The following is a 17,443-nucleotide window of genomic DNA, read 5'->3' on the forward strand; positions in this document are numbered from 1 at the left end:
AAGGTATGAACTCTCGTTCCATAGGGACTATCAGAATGGGACACCGAGATCGGTTCGATCTTCTCATTTCTCAACCGGTCTGATGAAATTCCGGACATTCTGAGATAGGCCAGATAATTATTATCGAACCCCGGCCCTTTCCCTAATGAGATCGTCTATCCAGGTCTCGAAGGTTTTCTGATTATAGTAGATATTGGGTACCACACTCTCCACCCTTTCGTCCTTGCGTATATCCTCGATGATCCTTGTCATCTCCTTCATGTTCTTGGTCCATAAGTTGCAGTACACGATGTCGTGGGGGTCGAAGAGGCAGGAAAGCCCTATCACGTGAGGGCGGTATTTGTCCATGAGGGAGGGCACCATCTCCTTTCTCTTCTCAGGATCCGATACCTTGAGATGGAGGATGGTGATGATGTCGCTGGATGCGGTGGGAACGAAGTCAATCGTGAGAGCTATCAGTCCTTCTTTCTCCATCCGGGAAAGACGCCTCCTCACCGTCTTGGTGGTGACCCCTAGCTCCTCCGCAATATCGGACACTGCCATTCTCGCATCATCCTTTATGACATTTAGTATGCGATAATCCATACTGCTCAAAGGGGGTAAGACCATCTCGGGGGGCTGGAAGAACCCGAATGATGGATTGATCATCTCTCCTTTCTTCCTTGTCACTTCCAGGAGGTCCTGCAGTTCTGATAGATCGCGCAGAAAGGCATGAACGTAGATCATGTTACCTCCCGCCATGATCACCTTGAATATTCGCCGATCTTTGCCCAGTTCCTCCACCGCCTTATCAAGATAGGATGATTGGGAGAAACCGCTGACGAGAACCAGGACCGGTCGAAATACCATGAAGGACACAGTCGCCTGAAAGCGGTTGAATATGCCCAGCTCCTGCAGGGTCTGGACCCTCTTGTGAACTGCGTTGACGGAGAGATCCAGCGTGTCCGCGAGTTCCCTGAACGAAATCCTCGAGTTCTGGGCAAGCCTAATGGTGATCTCGATATCCACCTCGTCCATCGGACTAGCATCACCTGTTACAATATATAATTTGATGGAAATAGGTGCCATCCAACATAATATCTCGATGTTTCGCCAGATCTTCTATCAGCGTTCGAAATCGGGCGTTCAGTGATGCTGGGAGGTCAAAGGCATTTCCACAACGTTGCGATCATTTTGCGAGAATTGGCTAACGGGAATAGGTCCACTCATCACTGCCGTACCTCTCGACAACGAGCCTATGGACTTGCACCATCTCTTTCTTGGAAAGGGCTCCCATTTCCCAGTCCTTTTCAGAGGTGAAGGCCACCCTCAATGCCCTCAGGACCAGATGCCATGGAACTTCGATCTCGTTCAGGATGCATGTGACTCGTTCATCGAATTCCACGATATCCTTGTCGGAAAGTTTCTCCTTACCTACCTTGAGAACCGAGAACATGGTTCCTAGATCAAGATCGTACAGCAATGTTCCGTGCATGAGGAATACCCCACCCCTTCGTGTTTGGGCACTCCCCGATATCTTCCTTCCACTTACCAGAACGTCGTTGATCGGGTGAAACTGGCCCTGAAGGCCGAGAAGGTCCAGTGCATCGATAATCCAGCCGCAGATCGTGCGGTAGGAAGCGGAGATATCATCATCTACCATTTCTAGGGGGCATATCACACTGTATGTGATCTCTCCATCCCTATCATGATATACTGAACCAGCGCCCGTCCTTCTCCTCACAATGTCCACGCCGATCTCCTTGCAGACCTCAACGTCGACCTCTTCCTCCACGCTCTGGAAACATCCTATGGAGACCGCACTCGGTTCCCAGCCGTAGAACCTAATGGTGGGAGGCGATTCTCCCCTGCCCACAGCGATCGAGACGGCCTCGTCAATTGCCATGTTCACGGAGGCGGTCTTCAGCTCGAAATCCATTAATCTCCACTTCAGATCAGTGCCTCCTCAAGCAGGTCGGCGATATCCTCGGCCGAAAAACCGATGAACTGAGCGTTCCTTTCTGCAGCAATGCCATTCACCACTTCCAGGAAGAAGTCCCTTCCCTTATCTAGAGGGATGCCAAAAAGCCCCATCTCAATATCTACCAGCGTCTCCTCCGGATGAAGAAGAAAGTCTCCGGTTATCCTCACCGATCTGATCGTCTCCCCATCGTGGATGAGACGCACCCTCACCAACTTGCCACCCTTCACCTTCCTCTCGGAGAAGCCCTGGAGCAGCTCTCGTTGCCCGATCATCCCTTTGACCACTTTTTCAGTGATTCTTGGGTCACTCTTCCGCACAAGGCCTTACCGGTTTTCTCGTTGTAGAAGGATGGGACGCCTAGATCGCCTCCGCATGCCTCAGCTATCGGTTCACCGTACTCCCTGAGCAGGTTAGCGTTGGCCTCGCTGTGCCAGACCTCAAGCTCCACGATCTCCACACCTTCGGATTCCTTGAAAGCCTCCACCAGCGGTCTGATCTGAGCACAATGCGGGCACTCCCTTCCAAAGAACCAGATCAATCTGTTACCTTTCATGTCATCACCTCTTCACGAACAAGCTGCACCAGCACTCGCCCTCTTCCTTATAGGTTTTCTGCGCGGGGAAGTTGCAGGGGCACACCAATTTCAGATCCTTCTCCAAATCTCCTGTGGTGATGCGGCATGGGCAGAACCTGAGGCCGTGGTTCTTCTGGTTCTCTAGGACGCCTGATGCAAGTGTCTCGACCACGTGCATGTCCTTGTTCAGGGTGTACTCTTTCCCCCTGGTGAACTCCTCCCAGATATCGATTATCTGCTCCTTAGAGGTGACGTCCTCCCCCTCTCCTATAATCGTCAGTGCCTCATTCATGTCAGACCTAGCGAAAGCGTTCCTGGCCCCGCAGGTGGGACACACCTCGGGTCCTTTTATGCCCAGGTGGATATCGTTGCAGACATGGCATCGCCACAGATGTTTCCTCATGATACCATTAGAATGAATCCTAAGGATATTAAAACAATTGGAAATCCCTGATCTATTGGGTCCAGGTTTCAATTCCTATGAATGAATCCTATTCTATTGTATTTGAAAGGGCATCGTAATCCAGCTTGCAGATCCAGCGGTGATACAGCTCCATCGATCTCTCCGAAAGGAGCACATAGGTGTCTAGATCGCCCCGCATCATCTCACCAATTCTGAGGTTGAAGCTGCGGCCTCCAACCTCGATATCGGTATTCGTATCTGATATTGAGTTGTTGTGTACAGCGAGATTGCGGAGAAGCATGATGTTCATCCATTCTGTCTCCTGTTCCTTCGGTATCAATTCTAAGCTTCCAGATTCCTGAATGATCCCCTTCAGGAAGATGTAGCGGTTGCGAGACCTCAGCTCATCCAGTCTCCTGGAAAGCCTAGAATCAGGGTAAATGGACAATGAGCGTTTCGCACAGTGTTCCACTACTGACATGCACCCGACGAAAAGGGACCTCGTTATCTCAACGCACCTCTCGGTGTTCTCCTCCATCATGAGTTGTGCTAGTAAATCCTCACGAACCGGCTCGTAGTTCTTCCAGACCTTCAGAAAATAGTCCAGCACCTCTGTGGTGACCGTCGCCTTGTTGTGGATCAAGAAGAAGCAGCCGTATCTTGGGTCGTTGGGCACCCTTCGAGTACCGATCATGTCAGAGATCGCACTTCCGTATATCATTGAGTTTTCTCTGAACGCTTCAAGTCGGTCAATGAGTGCCTGCACGAGCCTCCCTCGAGATTGGGCCATGGACATCAGGATAGTTATGCTTTTCACATCCGGATCAATTGATTATCGCAATTTACCGACCCTGTTGAAGATTCAAGTACGAACAAATTCAAATTCGAGCCCTGTTGTGACGAAAGGGGTTACATATTTGGCACTTCATCCTTTGACATTGAGTATGATGGCCGACCTGAAGAAGATATTCGATAGGCGGCAATCATTCGAAGTCTAGCAGAACGAACCCCGTGTCCTCCTCGAATTTTCTCAATGCCCCAGAACCGACCAGCTCAAATACCACTATCTCCGCCACCTGCCAGATGTTCACACCTGCCCTTGTACAGCCAGCTGCCGTGCTGTCTCCTCTCCCAGCCGCGACATGCATGTGGAGGACTGCCTTTCCTTTTTCGTCCCTCACCAACGTCCCTACTCCGGAGATTTCGTTGACACCGTTTAGTATCCTCTTCATGGGATTGATGGGGCTGGCCTTGATATCCTCGGGACCGACAACGAGCCTAGAGCCATCTGCTGCACCTCCGAGAGCAAGGACCGCCCCTGTCTCTATCCTCATTTCTTCGGCGAATCGCTCCAGGATACCGTGGAGATCTTCTCCATCCTCCAACCTCAGAATGAATATCCGGCCCAACCGCGCCTCGGAGAACTTCATGTGACACACCTCATCAAATACCACTACCAGAATCTCTCAACCCAGATATCGTTTTTCCCATTTCTTGGGGGAGATTGTAGATTGATAGACTCTAAGTATGCGGTGATGCAATTTAATCGGAGGAGCTATAGAAATGCAGATTTCAGAGAATGTAAAAGAGGCGGCTTTCGCGGCTGGATGCTTCTGGGGAGTGGAAGCCAGGTTCTTAGAGGTCGAGGGTGTTGTTAACACTGAGGTTGGCTATATGGGTGGCATCAAGGAAGAACCCACCTACAAGGAGGTGTGTTCAGGCAAGACCGGTCATGCCGAAACCGTGCATCTGTTCTATGATCCGAATAAAGTGTCGTACCATGAGCTTCTGGAGACATTCTGGAGTATGCATAATCCGACCACCCCTAACAGGCAGGGGGTGGATGTGGGGACCCAGTACAGATCCGTCATATTCTACTACGACCAGGAGCAGAGAGAATTGGCTGAGAGGTCAAAGGAGGCTCTCGATGCCTCGGGACGATACAGGAAGAAGATCGTGACTGAGATCGTGCCAGCGCCAAATTTCTGGAGAGCGGAGGAATATCATCAGCGCTACTTCGAGAAGAAGGGAGGCGGAACCTGTCACGTTTGAGAGTCTTGACTTCTTTGTTAGCAATTGCTTGATTGGATCAATCCTATAGCTCAGAATAGTCCTAGAGCATTAGGTTTCAACTCGATTTTACTCGCATCATCGATAAGAAAATATTCTTTGAACCCGATAGATCGATGGGAGATGCAGATGACTGGAATTCCAGGTTTGGAGGAACTGCACCTGCTGCTAACCTACAGGTGCGACATGGAGTGCGATCATTGCTTCGTCTGGAGCTCACCCCGGTCCTGGGCGACGATGAACCTGAAGGATATCACATCCATAATCGATCAGGCTGCTGAGGTCCCGACCATCAAGACCATCTACTTCGAGGGTGGGGAGCCCTTCCTGTACTATCCGCTCCTTTTGAAGGGCATCGAGTATGCGAGAATCAGAGGATTCGATATAGGTGTGGTGACCAACGCATACTGGGCCAACAATGAGGATGACGCTTCTCTATGGCTTGAACCTCTTCTGGACAAAGGGATAGTCGATCTCAGCATCAGCATCGATGAGTACCATGGGACGAATGAGCCTAAGCGCAATGTGGAGAGGGCTGTTAAGGCTGCCAGGGAAGTCGGGCTCCCAGTCAATGTTCTGGAGATACAAGGCATAAAGGCGTATGATAGGGAAATTCCTGTACAGAGTGATGCAAATAAGTTGTACTTCAGAGGAAGAGCGGCTGAGAAGCTTGTGAAAAATGCTTCTAGATACCCCCACGACCAATTGGGGGGCTGTCCAGAGAACCCTCCCAACATTAGAAGGCTTCATGTCGATTGTTTCGGGAATCTACAGTTTTGCCAGGGAGTTTCCATAGGAAACATATGGATCCAACCCTTGTCCAAGATCGTGGTAACATTCGTTCCAGAGAAGCATCCGATAATCGGACCACTCATGAGGGGTGGCCTTTCCGAACTCTCTAGAACCTGCGGGATGATGCCTTCAGACAATTATGCTGACGCCTGCCATTTCTGCTATCTCATTCGGGTTGAGATGATCTCCAGGCGGATGTATAGGGGAATACTCAGACCACTTCAAACCTACGGTATGGAAGGAATGGACTGATAAGAGGCCCTAGTTCGACAGTCAGCGGTCAATGAACTGTGCTATGGCGCAGCCATTGGGCTCTATGACTTGAACCCCTTGATCGTTTCCGCCAGCTGGTTGAGCCTCTCCTGGACAAGCTGGTTGATGGTCCCCTCCTCCCAGCTTCCATCCGGCTTCCTCTCACCCGCCGATACGCCCGTGAGAACTTCTATACCCTCGTCGATGGTACTAATCGGCCAGATGTGGAATTTGCCTTCTTTGACCGCGTCCAAGACCTCCTGTTTCAACATCAGATTCTGGACATTGCTATGAGGTATGAGGCATCCCTGTTCTCCCGTCAAGCCTCTAGCCTTGCATAACTCAAAGAATCCCTCAATCTTCTGGTTCACGCCTCCAATGGCCTGGACCTCGCCCTTCTGGTTCACAGAACCCGTTACTGCGAAGTTTTGCTTGATGGGCTTTCCAGACAATGCAGAGAGCAACGAGTAGAGCTCGGTACTGGAAGCGCTGTCACCGTCCACGCCGCTGTATGACTGCTCGAAGACCAATCTAGCGGTGAGGCTCAGAGGCTTCTCTCTCGCGTAACGATCGCTCAAGAAACCGCTCAGAATGAGCACGCCCTTGGTATGCGTCGGGCCTCCCATCTCTGCCTCTCTCTCGATGTCTACTATACCCTTACGGCCAACAGAGATGCTAGCGGTTATCCTGGATGGTTTCCCGAAGGCGTAATCTCCCAAGCCAAGGACGGCCAGACCGTTCACCTGGCCAACCTTCTCCCCCTCGGTGTCCACCAGAATCGAACCTCGTTCCACCATCTCCTGCATCTTCTCCTGGATCAAGTTGGACCTGTACACCTTCTCCTCCAGCTGCCTGTCGATATGCTTCTTGGTGATTAGCTGGTCGCCCTCCTCCTTTGCGTAGAAGTTCGCCTCCCTTACGATGTCAGCGACCTCGGAGAACTGGGTGGAGAGTTTCTCCTTATCCGATACCATTCGAGAGGAGTACTCAATTATCGCTGACAATCCAGTAGGGTCCATATGATAGAGGTTCTCCTTCTCGCAGAGGGTGCAGATGAAGGACGCGTATCTCATGATGTTCTCCTCATTGCGGTCCATGGTGGTGTCGAATTCGGCCTTGACCTTGAACAGCTTTTTGAAGTCCTTATCCTGAGCGTACAGGATGCTGTAGATCATCGGATCTCCGAGAATGATCACCTTAGCCTCAAACGGGATCGCCTCTGGCCTGAGGGTCTTGGTCACCATGTATCCGAAGCGTTGGGCTGGCTCCTCTATCTCCAAACTCTCATTGGATATTGTCTGCTTGAGACTCTCCCAGACTATGGGATCCACGGCTAGGCGCTCGATTGGCACTACCAAGAAACCACCGTTCGCCCTGTGGGCCGCTCCTGCCCTGATCATCATGTAACTGGTTATTAGGGCACCGAACCTCGGTTCCTTCTCAATGGCCCCGAAGAGCCTGGGGTATGTGGGATTCCACTCCATTTCCACCGGGGCTCCCTCAAGATGAGAGTTGTCCACCACAAGGTTAACCATGTAATTCTCGGTAGGATCGGGCATGGGTGCCTGAGGAAATTGACCCTGGACTGCTTGGGGTTCCTGAAGAAGGATGAAGAGGTTCTCCAATATGTCCTCCTCCACCTCAGATAGGTACTGGATCACTCCATCACAGTCGCTGAAGAGCTCCCTGATGTTCGCCAGGAATGGTTCCATGACAAAGCGTGCAACCTCATTGTTCAGCTTCTTGATCCCTTCATTAGCCCTTCTCTCCAGCTCACGAAGCTGTCGAAAGGTGGTTCCAATCTTATCCTGAGTCTCCTTTCTCTTAACAAGGATCTGATTTCTAACATCCTCAGAAAGCTGGGCAAGTTGCTGCTCGGACACTGGCTGTCCATCTATAATAGGTACTAGCACCAATCCAATGGGTGACTGTTGAAGTTGGAAGCCTGATTCTGCTGCGGTGCGGCCGATCATGTTGGTCAGATTGTTACGCTCTCCCTCTATCGCTTCCAGTGTCTGGCTTCTCTTATCGGCGTACTCCTCGCTCTCGAAGGCCTGCTTCAGGCCTTCCCTCACCTCAGAAATGAAACGCTCTATGTTCTTCTTGAACTCCACTCCCCGGCCAGCTGGGAGCCTAAGCGCCCTGGGACTGTTTACATCCTTGAAGTTATTCACATAGCACCAGTCCGGTGGAGCGGGCATGTCCTTCGCCAAGTGCTTGATGAACTCTACTATCGCGGTCTTCCTTCCAGTACCTGGCATACCTGACACATAGATGTTGAATCCCTTTTCCTTGATGTTGAGTCCGAATTTAAGGGCCTTAACCGCCCTATTTTGGCCTATTATCTCCTGAAGAGGAGTGAGTTCCTCAGTCGACTTGCATTCGAAAGTCACGTCCTCACAAATATTGCGACACTCATGGAAAGCAAGTTCCTTTACCATCGGTTCCCCCCTTAATGTGAATAGGATGATTGCCCGCTTTATTTAAAGGACGTCTCAGCGACTATTTACCATACCACTGGAGCAATGTTTATGACCGCCGGATGGACACATATCGATGAAGGATTGGTTTCCTGACTTACCATGAATACTCGCTTGAAAAACCACTATCCAGATTTTAATATTTTTAATCATATACATAACCTACGAACAGCATTTATATAGTGTACACCACCTGCCAATTTATGTGACTGGGTTCGGGCTCAGACGTTCCCCGGCAATCGCCATCCTGTTGGCGCTGATCTGCGTCGTTGCAGTACTTCTGCTAATCGCCAATATAGGAAATGTCACCGATGAGGAAGGAGAGGGAATACTGGGACCTGCAGGGAACCTGATCGCAGAAAGAATCGCCGAGATTCTGTTCGTGTTCTGGATCGCGCTCTTCATCTCCTTTATGGTGATTAACTTCAAGGGAAAGGCCGGCACTCGCAAGGGGATAGAGACTAATGGAGGGTTCTCCTGGGCCGGGCCCCTATCTATCATGGTTCTGATCGGCTTCATTGTGGTCATCAAGATCCTGACTGGAGATAGTGGGGGAGGGGCTGGATCTGATGATGGCGAAGGTGGAGGTGGAGCGGGAGAGATAATTCCGGGAACGGGAGGTGGGGGACCGGAAAGCTATCTGATCTTTATAATCACTGCCGTTATAATCGGCGTAGTGCTGTTCATCGTAGTTAGGGAGCTCAGGTCCAGGAGGCCTCGTCCACCTACGATGACCTCAGATAATGAGATGAAGGTCATAATCGAGAGAGCAGTGGACTCATTGGAGGCAGGCGGTGACCCACGGACGGTAGTGTACAGAAGCTACATGAACATGTGTAACCTGCTGGAACGAAGGGGGCTTACAGACATATCCTATCTGACCCCGGGAGAGTTCGCATCGATAGCGGTCGGGGAGTTCCATTTGCCCCACCAGCAAGTGGAGGAGCTCACCCAGCTATTCGAGGAGGCTAGGTACAGCGATCATCTCGTGGGCGAAGGGATGAAGGAGCGGTCGATACGGTGCCTGAGGGCGATCAAGATATCTCTTGAAAATGAGAAGAGGGGATCCATTGGATCGGTATCTTGAGCGTTTGGATGACATTGAGTCATACAGCTGGGTTGATCGGTCGAGGGCAGCAAGGAAGAGAGCTTTCGACCTATTGGTGATAGTGAGCATCTCCCTATCACTCCTCGTCGTGCTCCTCCCAGCCATCGATATCATCGTGGAAGATCCCAATACCCGCTGGGCAGCACTAATCCTGATAGTAGTGGCCATGGCTATCCTCGTTCTCAGGCAGGTGGCGCTGGCAGAGCCGCCAGGGCCGAGCTTGACCGCGAAGAAAAGGATGAAAGGTTCCAGGGGTCCACTTGAAAGACTGAAGGAGTCGATCGATTCCGCCTCTGGAGGATCGAGCTATGGCCAGATGCTGTCCATGCTGGAGCTGAGAAGCGCTTTCAGGGGGAAGATCATGGTCATGAGGGGATATACAAGAGAAGAGCTGAATACCCTGATCAATGACCGATCAGCCCTTCACAGAGTGATCAGGGATGAGCAGCTTGAGCAGTTACTGAACATCGACCTCAAGAAAACCTATATGGTCAAAGATGGGAATCATGGCGGGGGGGAGTTTTGGCAAATGATCAACAAGCTTACGGATAAGGTGGAGGACTGGAGATGAGACTTGAACAGGTGGGGAAGACATGCAACGCGATAATGGACGAGATAGGGAAGGCGATAGTTGGCAAGAGAGAGATCATGGAGAGGGTCATTCTTGCCGTGCTTTGTGACGGGCATCTTTTGTTCGAGGACTTCCCAGGTCTGGCCAAGACCCTAATGGCCAAGTCATTCGCGGTGGCCAGTGGCTGCGATTTCAAGAGAATTCAATTTACCCCAGACCTGCTTCCCGCCGATATCACGGGCACCTACGTCTTCCGAAGGGATGGCGGCAGTTTTGACCTAAGAAAGGGGCCGGTGTTTGCAAACATCCTGCTGGCAGACGAGATCAATAGGGCTCCTCCCAAGACCCAAGCCGCTCTGCTGGAGGCCATGCAGGAGAAGCAGGTGACCTTGGAAGGGAATACCCACCCCCTGCCAAGACCTTTCATCGTTCTCGCCACCCAGAACCCGCTGGAGTACGAGGGAACATATCCCCTCCCTGAAGCTCAGGTTGACCGATTCCTTCTCAAGACGGAGGTAGGGTATCCCTCGGTCGAAGAGGAGAGGGAGATCCTTGACAGGAGGAAGGAAAGGAAGCGCGAGGAGGTTGACCTTGCTCAGGTGTGTTCCCCCGAAACCATAATGGAAATGCAGGCCGCAGTGGAGCAGGTCCATGTTGAAGACAGTATGCGTGATTACATTGTAAGTATCGTGGATGCTACTAGAAATAACTCTCAGCTGGAGGTTGGAGCGAGTCCTAGAGGCTCATTGGGGCTGATGAGGCTTTCTATGGCTTTGGCCGCCATCAACGGAAGGGACTACATCATCCCTGATGATGTCAAGAAGGTGGCGATTCCAGCCCTCGCTCATAGACTCATCCTGCAGCCCGATCCCTGGATAAAGGGTGTCAGGGCCGAGCAGATCCTGGGCCGCATACTCATGGAGATTCCCGTTCCGAAGGTGGAGTGAGTGAGGTTCGGCGGGGCCTATGCCCTTTTTGTAATGGCTATAGTGATCCTCGTGGTGGGATTCTCCACTAGGAACTGGGAGCTGATCAGTCTTGTGCTCCCAATTTCCCTTTATCTTCTCGTCGCTAGCCTTCTACGTCCCCCTTCAGACATATCGGTGGCTGCCGAAAGAGCGGTCGATTTGAACCGCGTTATGGAGGGCGACACAGTGGAGGTTGAGCTGAAGGTGGAGAACCGTGGAAGCCATTCCAGCCACATCGAAATCCATGATAAGATTCCCAGGAGTTCTACATTGATCCGGGGAAGCAATCGCCATCCAATCGCCCTTGGCCCGGGTCAGAAGGCGATGTTCCGCTACACGATCCGCCTTGATAGAAGGGGGAAGCCAAGAATTGGCCCGATCATTGTACGTTGGAGGGATCCCCTTTTCGTTTTTCAGGAAGAGAAATTCCTAGACGTTGAGAGTGGGCTTACGGTCATCCCTTATGTTCACGAAATCGGTCGACAAACGCTTTCACCCGAAAGGCTCCGCATGCCGGTTGGCAGCACCCGGTCAAGGCGTAGAGGTCTGGGGACGGACTTCCATTCGATTCGGGAGTACTTCCCAGGGGACGAGCTCAAGAGGGTCAACTGGAAGGCATCAGCCAGGATGGATGGACTGCTAGTGAATGATTTCGAGAGCGAGCGCAGTGGCGACATCACCGTCGTACTCGATGCAACTGGAGAGGACGAGTCCGCGTTGGGAAGGGAGACGATGGATAGGGCAATGGAGGCGGCGGTCAGCATCTCATCGAATGTTCTCAGGAACCGACATAGGGTGGGAATGGTCATAGTGGGACAATACATCGATACGGTTATGCCCGCATATGGGAGACGGCAGTTCTACCGCATCGTGGACCATGTGCTCTCGGTGGAATCGGGAGAGGTGAGATCGCTATGGAACACCCTGACCTCCCTGGAAGGGAGATTCCCATTCGAATCCACTCTGATAATCGTTTCGCCTCTTACTGGGAGAGGAGTGATCGAAGGTGTGAAAAAACTTGTAGCGAAGGGACATAGTGTGGCCATTGTGTCTCCATCTCCCATTGAGATGGAGAGGAACAATCTGCAACCATCGACCTCATTGGATCTGGCATATCGCATATGGAGCGTAAGGAGATCGAACCTGGTGTCCGAGCTCAGGAAGTACTGCAAGGTGTACGACTGGAATACCTATGAGCCTCTGGAAAAACACCTGATGGAGGTGAGAAGATCCGGGACGGGAAGGCCTTCGGCCTGAAGCGAGCCCTCATCGTTATGAAGTTGATGTCCATTCTTTTTGTGGAGGTAGCCAGCCTCATTGCACTAGTCCAGAGACCCTCAGAGGATCTACCCTGGATACTTGTAGCGACTGGTTTGGTGTTCTTCATGGGAGCTCTGTTGCTTTTCGATAGGATATCAAGTTTCACGCTGGTAGCGGGCGTCCTGATAATTGTGGATCTCATGGTCGCATCCATTGTCAGGGGATTCGACGTCCTTTATCTGTGGTCTTTGCTTGCGATCGGGATCTTCTCCATCATACTGGGCATTGCAGCGGCAGGTCAATCGAGGATCGTTAGTGGCATAGCTGAGATGGATGAAGACCAGGAACGGTATCTACTGAGGGAGGTACTGAGATCTATTGGTATCTCTCTCCTAGCCATATTCGGGGTAATGGTGCTTTCCCTGGCAGTCCTTTCATTGACATTCCTAGCAGAGATTGGTTTGTCCTCCGCGGCCGCCTTGGCTGCCTTGGCGATAGTCACCATGGTGTCGCTCGGAGCCCTGGTTGCAATGAGGGAGAGGATCTGAACCACTAGGAGACCTCTACCGCGACCTCATTCCTTCGGAGGAAACCAGGGGTAAATGGGGGATTGTATCGCAATAGAAATGGTTCACCCCGAGTCGATATTCCCTCCCCACCGATGATGTCCAGGAGAACCTCGACCTTCTCCTTCACTACTTCCCTGCTGGAATGTCCCCGGAACCTTAGGACGGCAAGAGTTCTCCCCTTGACCTCGCTTATGATGATACGCTCATCCATAGGCACGGGGATGGTGTCGATGGTGTATCCAGCTGGCATGATGAATGACATCGCACCCTTGTCTGAGATTACAGGTGCGGTCATGGGGATCTTCTCGAAGTACCTCTCGGCGTTGATTACTGGTGCGGTCATGGGGATCTTTCTTCTTGAGCGATTGTTGCCACTGATGTACCTGAAGAGTATTCCAAATGCATCGCCATCGGTCATTCCCTCAACGGTTGCCATTGTTATCGTCTGATAGCGTCTGATCTCTACATTTCCCAGGACCCTGAGGACATCATACTCTGGAGATTCCACCATATTCTCTGATATCTATTCGAGCATGACATTTATTAATGATGCCCACTTCACATTTCATGGAGGGTGAGCCGTGGACCAGTTCAAAGAAACCAACCGCAAGCGATGGGATGAGAGGGTACACCAGAACGCAGCTTCTAGGTTCTATGACCTAAAGGGTTTCAAGGAGGGTCATACAAGTCTCAAGAGTATCGAGATCGGAGAGCTGGGAGACGTTTCTGGAAAAAGTATTCTTCACCTCCAATGTCATTTTGGGATGGACACCCTTTCCCTGTCTAGAAAGGGAGCTAAGGTGACGGGGGTCGACTTCTCTGGAGAGGCGATATCACTCGCCCGATCGCTTTCCGAAGAGCTTGGAATTAGTGCTAGGTTCATCCAGTCAGATATTTACAAGCTCAATGAGGTGCTGGACGAGGAATTCGATATCGTGTTCACCAGCTACGGCGTGCTATGCTGGCTTCCGGACATCGATCGGTGGGGGGAGATCGCCGCGTCATTTGTCGCCCCGGGCGGGTTCTTCTACATCGTGGAGAACCATCCGTTCGGGATAATGATCGACGAGAACGTCGAGGACCGATTTCAGGTTAGCTACCCCTACTTCTGCAATGAGGCTTTGAGATTCGAGGACGAGGGGACTTATATCGATCCGGATCAAAGGCTGGAGAACAAGCTGAGCTACGAGTGGATGCACACCATGGGGGGAATAATCAACTCGCTCATACGGAACGGTCTGGTCATCGAGTTTCTGCACGAGTTCCCCTTTGGTTTCTTCCCAATTCACCCCTCTATGAATGAAGGTGAAGATGGCTATTGGTACTTCAAGGATGAGAATTTCAACGTTCCGATGATCTTCTCATTGAAGGCGTGCCGTCCCAGATGATTGCTTATTATAATCGTTGGGTTCTTTCTAGACATTAATGGCAGACAGAACATCACTTGGAAAAGAGGATGCAAGAATGTTCATCCTTATGGGATCGATTCTCTTTTCTTTGGGTCTGGTAGTTCTACTGATCACAAGAATTGCGGGCATAGGGATGACCGCGATAGGTGGATTCTTACTGGCAGTGGGGGTCTTTAACTATCTGAAGCAGCACTGATGCCATTTTGAAAATTCGATGTTCTCTCAAGAGACAGATCACGAGGTTGTCATATGAGGACAATTCTCACCTCACTCTTTGATTGATGCGCCCCTTAGAATATATCAAACATTTCCCTCCGCAAGTGTAATGGCTGATGTCATGCAATTTAATTCTGAGGAAAAATGGTTGGAAGAATGGAGACCCAAGACAATCTGAGAAGGTTCTTCAGTTCACAATCCCTTGGAGTTCTGGCTACTGAGGGAGATGGCAAGCCGCACACCAGCCTGGTGGCATTCGCATTCACCGAGGATCTTAAAAAGATCATATTCGCAACTACACGCGCTTCGAGGAAGTGCTCCAACATCATTTTTAATCCGAATGTGGCAATGCTTGTGGATAACAGGGTAAACACTATTATGGATTTCAAGGACGCCATGGCAGTTACCGCCTTGGGAAAGGCCAGAGAACCCAAGGGAGTGGAGAGGGAGGGGCTTCTAAGGCTCTACATGGAAAGACATGACTACTTGGGCGACTTCGCGGAATCGCCCACCATCGCATTACTGGTGATAGATGTCGAGATGTACAACATCGTGACGCGTTTCCAGAGGGTGCTGGAGTTGAAGATGCATGGGTGAACTGGTGATTTCCCTGGATTCTATCCAGGAGGAAGACAGGGGCAGATGTGGTGGAAAGGCCACCTCATTGGGGTCTCTGGTTCAAAGGGGCTTCAGAGTTCCCCTGGGCCTCTGCGTGACGACGGACGCTTATAGGGAGTTCCTGAGAAGAACCCCCATCAAGGGAAAGATGACCCTGGAACTATCCAGAAAAATATTTGAGGAGATGCGATGGGAAGAGATGTGGGATCTGAGCCTTCGTATGAAGACGCTGTTCCTCAACACAGCCCTCCCGGGAGATCTCGAGAAAGCATTACTCCAGAAGCTCAATACTCTTGAGGCGGACCCCGTGGTCGTGAGGTCTTCTTCCCTTGCTGAAGACAGTAGTAGCACCTCTTTCGCCGGGGTCCATGATTCCTTCGTAAATGTGCAAGGAACTTCAAAGATTATGGACCACCTGCGAATGGTCTGGGCCTCGCTATGGTCGGATCGGGCATTCCTTTATCGGCGAGAGCTTGAGCTTGATCTCGAGAGCAGTGCCATGGCGGTGCTCGTACAGAAGATGGTAAAAGGGGAAAGGTCGGGTGTGATATTCTCCCGCGATCCAGACGATGAAAACCTGGCTATGTTGGAGGCTGTCCCGGGCATGAACCAGGGAATGGTGGACGGTACGGTGCCACCAGATAGGTGGACGATCAACCGCTCATCAGGGGAGATCGTGAGCTTCACTCCTTCATCTCGAGACAAGATGGCTGTGCCCGCTTCGGAGGGGATTGAGTATCGGAATATTGGTGACAAGGGAGCGGTCAACATGTCAGATGAAGATGTGAAGGAGGTTTTCCAGAGGGCTTACTCCATCGAGAGATTGTTCAAAGCCCCTCAAGACATCGAGTTCACCTTTGATGATCATGAGCTATTCATCCTTCAGTCGAGACCGATCACCACTATCACTGAAGACGGGCAAAGGGCGTGGTATCGGACCCTTAGACGCAGTTTCGATAACCTGATCGCGCTCAAGGAAAAGATAGAGGGTGAGATTCTACCGGATATGATAGATGAATCTCGCAAACTGGAGTCCATCGACCTTGCCATAATATCAGACGAAGAGTTGGCAGGTGAGATTGAGAATAGGAAGGCCATTTTGGACTCTTGGGAAGAAGTGTACAAAGATGATCTGATACCATTTGCCCATGGCATGAGGCTTTTCGGAGAGGTCTACAACGCTACCATGAAGCCAAAGGACCCGCATCAGTTCCTAGAGGTGCTGGCTTCCGATGATATGCTGAGCATTCAACGCAATAAAGCCCTCGTGGGAATAGCCAAGAGAGCGGCCCAAGATGAGGAATTGTTGAAACAGATCAGATATGGGAGGGTCGAAGATTCCTCATTGAGGGAGGAAATGGAACTGATAGTGAAGAATATGGGAGGTAGACTCCGAGGCTCCTCCAGTACCATTGAGGGACTCGGCAGGATCATAGTCCAGATGGTGGAAATTGGAGATCTTGATCGCGAGGAACGGGTAAGAGTCGATGAACTCGAGAATCAATTTCTGGCCGAATTCTCGGGAAACGAAGTGGAAAGGGCCAAGAAACTCCTTGATCTAGGACGGACCAGCTATCGTCTCAGAGATGATGACAACATTCTGCTGGGAAGGATCGAGGGGGAACTGGAAAGATCGAAGGTGGAGGGGATCTCAAGGATCGCCGATAAGTCGCCTGATCTGAAGTCCATTCCTCTGACCTCTATCATTGGCCTGCTTCGAAACCCTGAGATGGAGTTGGAATTCAATGAGGAGAAGGTAGAGAGTGAGCAGCACCTCAAATCCAGACAACTCGTGGGCCAGCCAGCCATAAAGGGGATCGCGACGGGAAGAGCAAGAGTCGTTATTGATGAGGAACAACTTTTCGATTTCAAGAGGGGGGAAGTGCTGGTCTGCGATTCGCTTGATCCTAACATGACATTCGTGGCTCCCCTTTGTTCGGCAATAGTTGAACGAAGGGGTGGGATGCTCATCCACGGCGCGATAATCGCCAGGGAATATGGCATTCCCTGCGTGACCGGGATACCCGACGCCACCGAGGTCATAGAGACTGGTGATAAGGTAACCGTTGACGGTTTCTTGGGGATAGTGACCGTCGACCGAATGAAATGAAGGGCCTATTCTGCAAGAATGATCGTATGGCATGAATCTGGTCTTTCACATCACTATTTGAGGAGCATTAAATAAGGGAT

20 protein-coding genes are annotated in these 17,443 nt (G+C 51.1%); 11 read left to right on the plus strand and 9 right to left on the minus strand.

Annotation, left to right across the window (positions count from 1 at the left end; all coding sequences use genetic code 11):
• Positions 1-120: 120 nt before the first annotated feature.
• From GKC03_06120 to GKC03_06150, 7 genes are all read right to left on the minus strand, one after another.
• A complete protein-coding gene (locus GKC03_06120) occupies positions 121-1,017 on the minus strand; it encodes a winged helix-turn-helix transcriptional regulator (GenBank protein NYT12115.1) in 897 nt (298 codons plus the stop codon).
• A gap of 169 nt (positions 1,018-1,186) precedes the next feature.
• Positions 1,187-1,918, minus strand: a complete 732-nt coding sequence (locus GKC03_06125) for a lipoate--protein ligase family protein (GenBank protein NYT12116.1) — start codon at positions 1,916-1,918, stop codon at positions 1,187-1,189.
• An 11-nt stretch (positions 1,919-1,929) separates the two neighbouring features.
• Entirely contained in the window at positions 1,930-2,235 is a 306-nt protein-coding gene (locus tag GKC03_06130; protein NYT12117.1) for a biotin--protein ligase, read from the minus strand.
• Positions 2,232-2,516 carry a hypothetical protein gene (locus GKC03_06135; GenBank protein ID NYT12118.1) on the minus strand — a complete coding sequence of 95 codons (285 nt, stop codon included), beginning with the start codon at positions 2,514-2,516 and terminating at the stop codon, positions 2,232-2,234. Before GKC03_06135 ends, GKC03_06130 begins: the two co-directional genes overlap by 4 nt.
• 4 nt (positions 2,517-2,520) lie before the next feature.
• A complete protein-coding gene (locus GKC03_06140) occupies positions 2,521-2,940 on the minus strand; it encodes a hypothetical protein (GenBank protein ID NYT12119.1) in 420 nt (139 codons plus the stop codon).
• Positions 2,941-3,028: 88 nt separating this feature from the next.
• Complete coding sequence (locus GKC03_06145) at positions 3,029-3,706, minus strand: hypothetical protein (protein NYT12120.1); 678 nt, start codon at positions 3,704-3,706, stop codon at positions 3,029-3,031.
• 217 nt (positions 3,707-3,923) lie between these two features.
• Positions 3,924-4,370 (minus strand): DNA-binding protein, encoded by a 447-nt coding sequence (locus GKC03_06150; protein NYT12121.1) that lies wholly within the window; start codon positions 4,368-4,370, stop codon positions 3,924-3,926.
• Positions 4,371-4,503: 133 nt separating this feature from the next.
• Here GKC03_06150 and msrA point away from each other — a divergent pair, with 133 nt between their 5' ends.
• Together msrA and GKC03_06160 are read left to right on the plus strand one after the other, a co-directional pair.
• Complete coding sequence (gene msrA / locus GKC03_06155) at positions 4,504-4,992, plus strand: peptide-methionine (S)-S-oxide reductase MsrA (GenBank protein ID NYT12122.1); 489 nt, start codon at positions 4,504-4,506, stop codon at positions 4,990-4,992.
• A 147-nt stretch (positions 4,993-5,139) separates the two neighbouring features.
• Positions 5,140-6,054: a radical SAM protein gene (locus tag GKC03_06160; protein ID NYT12123.1), complete on the plus strand. Its 915-nt coding sequence runs from the start codon at positions 5,140-5,142 to the stop codon at positions 6,052-6,054.
• 62 nt (positions 6,055-6,116) lie between these two features.
• Here GKC03_06160 and GKC03_06165 read toward each other — a convergent pair whose 3' ends face one another.
• On the minus strand, positions 6,117-8,495 hold the full coding sequence (locus GKC03_06165; GenBank protein ID NYT12124.1) for an AAA family ATPase: 2,379 nt from the start codon (positions 8,493-8,495) through the stop codon (positions 6,117-6,119).
• Positions 8,496-8,739: 244 nt separating this feature from the next.
• Between GKC03_06165 and GKC03_06170 the strand changes: the two genes are divergently transcribed.
• From GKC03_06170 to GKC03_06190, 5 genes are read left to right on the plus strand one after another with little or no spacing between them, the layout of a single operon-like run.
• Positions 8,740-9,621: a DUF4129 domain-containing protein gene (locus tag GKC03_06170; GenBank protein NYT12125.1), complete on the plus strand. Its 882-nt coding sequence runs from the start codon at positions 8,740-8,742 to the stop codon at positions 9,619-9,621.
• On the plus strand, positions 9,605-10,213 hold the full coding sequence (locus GKC03_06175) for a hypothetical protein (protein NYT12126.1): 609 nt from the start codon (positions 9,605-9,607) through the stop codon (positions 10,211-10,213). The genes GKC03_06170 and GKC03_06175 overlap by 17 nt, the downstream gene beginning before the upstream one ends.
• Positions 10,210-11,160, plus strand: coding sequence for a MoxR family ATPase (locus GKC03_06180; protein ID NYT12127.1), 951 nt, complete (start codon positions 10,210-10,212; stop codon positions 11,158-11,160). Before GKC03_06175 ends, GKC03_06180 begins: the two co-directional genes overlap by 4 nt.
• On the plus strand, positions 11,161-12,438 hold the full coding sequence (locus tag GKC03_06185; GenBank protein ID NYT12128.1) for a DUF58 domain-containing protein: 1,278 nt from the start codon (positions 11,161-11,163) through the stop codon (positions 12,436-12,438).
• Between the two features lie 26 nt (positions 12,439-12,464).
• Positions 12,465-12,989, plus strand: a complete 525-nt coding sequence (locus tag GKC03_06190) for a hypothetical protein (GenBank protein NYT12129.1) — start codon at positions 12,465-12,467, stop codon at positions 12,987-12,989.
• A gap of 4 nt (positions 12,990-12,993) precedes the next feature.
• On the opposite strand, the gene GKC03_06195 is transcribed toward GKC03_06190, so the two are convergent.
• A complete protein-coding gene (locus tag GKC03_06195) occupies positions 12,994-13,521 on the minus strand; it encodes a heme-binding protein (GenBank protein NYT12130.1) in 528 nt (175 codons plus the stop codon).
• Between the two features lie 70 nt (positions 13,522-13,591).
• Between GKC03_06195 and GKC03_06200 the strand changes: the two genes are divergently transcribed.
• The 4 genes from GKC03_06200 (at position 13,592) to GKC03_06215 (ending at position 17,363) form a co-directional block, all read left to right on the plus strand.
• Entirely contained in the window at positions 13,592-14,398 is an 807-nt protein-coding gene (locus GKC03_06200; GenBank protein ID NYT12131.1) for a class I SAM-dependent methyltransferase, read from the plus strand.
• Positions 14,399-14,435: 37 nt separating this feature from the next.
• Positions 14,436-14,615 carry a hypothetical protein gene (locus GKC03_06205; protein NYT12132.1) on the plus strand — a complete coding sequence of 60 codons (180 nt, stop codon included), beginning with the start codon at positions 14,436-14,438 and terminating at the stop codon, positions 14,613-14,615.
• Between the two features lie 164 nt (positions 14,616-14,779).
• Positions 14,780-15,232 (plus strand): pyridoxamine 5'-phosphate oxidase family protein, encoded by a 453-nt coding sequence (locus GKC03_06210; protein ID NYT12133.1) that lies wholly within the window; start codon positions 14,780-14,782, stop codon positions 15,230-15,232.
• Positions 15,225-17,363 (plus strand): hypothetical protein, encoded by a 2,139-nt coding sequence (locus GKC03_06215; GenBank protein NYT12134.1) that lies wholly within the window; start codon positions 15,225-15,227, stop codon positions 17,361-17,363. Before GKC03_06210 ends, GKC03_06215 begins: the two co-directional genes overlap by 8 nt.
• Positions 17,364-17,443: the final 80 nt, after the last annotated feature.

This window comes from Methanomassiliicoccales archaeon, assembly GCA_013415695.1.
Taxonomy (GTDB): Archaea; Thermoplasmatota; Thermoplasmata; order Methanomassiliicoccales; family JAAEEP01; genus JAAEEP01.

Coding starts and splice junctions, on each gene's coding strand:
- GKC03_06120 (NYT12115.1), bottom strand. CDS start 1,017: ATGGACGAGGTGGATATCGAGATCACCATTAGGCTTGCCCAGAACTCG.
- GKC03_06125 (NYT12116.1), bottom strand. CDS start 1,918: ATGGATTTCGAGCTGAAGACCGCCTCCGTGAACATGGCAATTGACGAG.
- GKC03_06130 (NYT12117.1), bottom strand. CDS start 2,235: ATGATCGGGCAACGAGAGCTGCTCCAGGGCTTCTCCGAGAGGAAGGTG.
- GKC03_06135 (NYT12118.1), bottom strand. CDS start 2,516: ATGAAAGGTAACAGATTGATCTGGTTCTTTGGAAGGGAGTGCCCGCAT.
- GKC03_06140 (NYT12119.1), bottom strand. CDS start 2,940: ATGAGGAAACATCTGTGGCGATGCCATGTCTGCAACGATATCCACCTG.
- GKC03_06150 (NYT12121.1), bottom strand. CDS start 4,370: ATGAAGTTCTCCGAGGCGCGGTTGGGCCGGATATTCATTCTGAGGTTG.
- msrA (NYT12122.1), top strand. CDS start 4,504: ATGCAGATTTCAGAGAATGTAAAAGAGGCGGCTTTCGCGGCTGGATGC.
- GKC03_06160 (NYT12123.1), top strand. CDS start 5,140: ATGACTGGAATTCCAGGTTTGGAGGAACTGCACCTGCTGCTAACCTAC.
- GKC03_06165 (NYT12124.1), bottom strand. CDS start 8,495: ATGGTAAAGGAACTTGCTTTCCATGAGTGTCGCAATATTTGTGAGGAC.
- GKC03_06180 (NYT12127.1), top strand. CDS start 10,210: ATGAGACTTGAACAGGTGGGGAAGACATGCAACGCGATAATGGACGAG.
- GKC03_06190 (NYT12129.1), top strand. CDS start 12,465: ATGTCCATTCTTTTTGTGGAGGTAGCCAGCCTCATTGCACTAGTCCAG.
- GKC03_06195 (NYT12130.1), bottom strand. CDS start 13,521: ATGGTGGAATCTCCAGAGTATGATGTCCTCAGGGTCCTGGGAAATGTA.
- GKC03_06205 (NYT12132.1), top strand. CDS start 14,436: ATGGCAGACAGAACATCACTTGGAAAAGAGGATGCAAGAATGTTCATC.
- GKC03_06210 (NYT12133.1), top strand. CDS start 14,780: ATGGTTGGAAGAATGGAGACCCAAGACAATCTGAGAAGGTTCTTCAGT.
- GKC03_06215 (NYT12134.1), top strand. CDS start 15,225: ATGGGTGAACTGGTGATTTCCCTGGATTCTATCCAGGAGGAAGACAGG.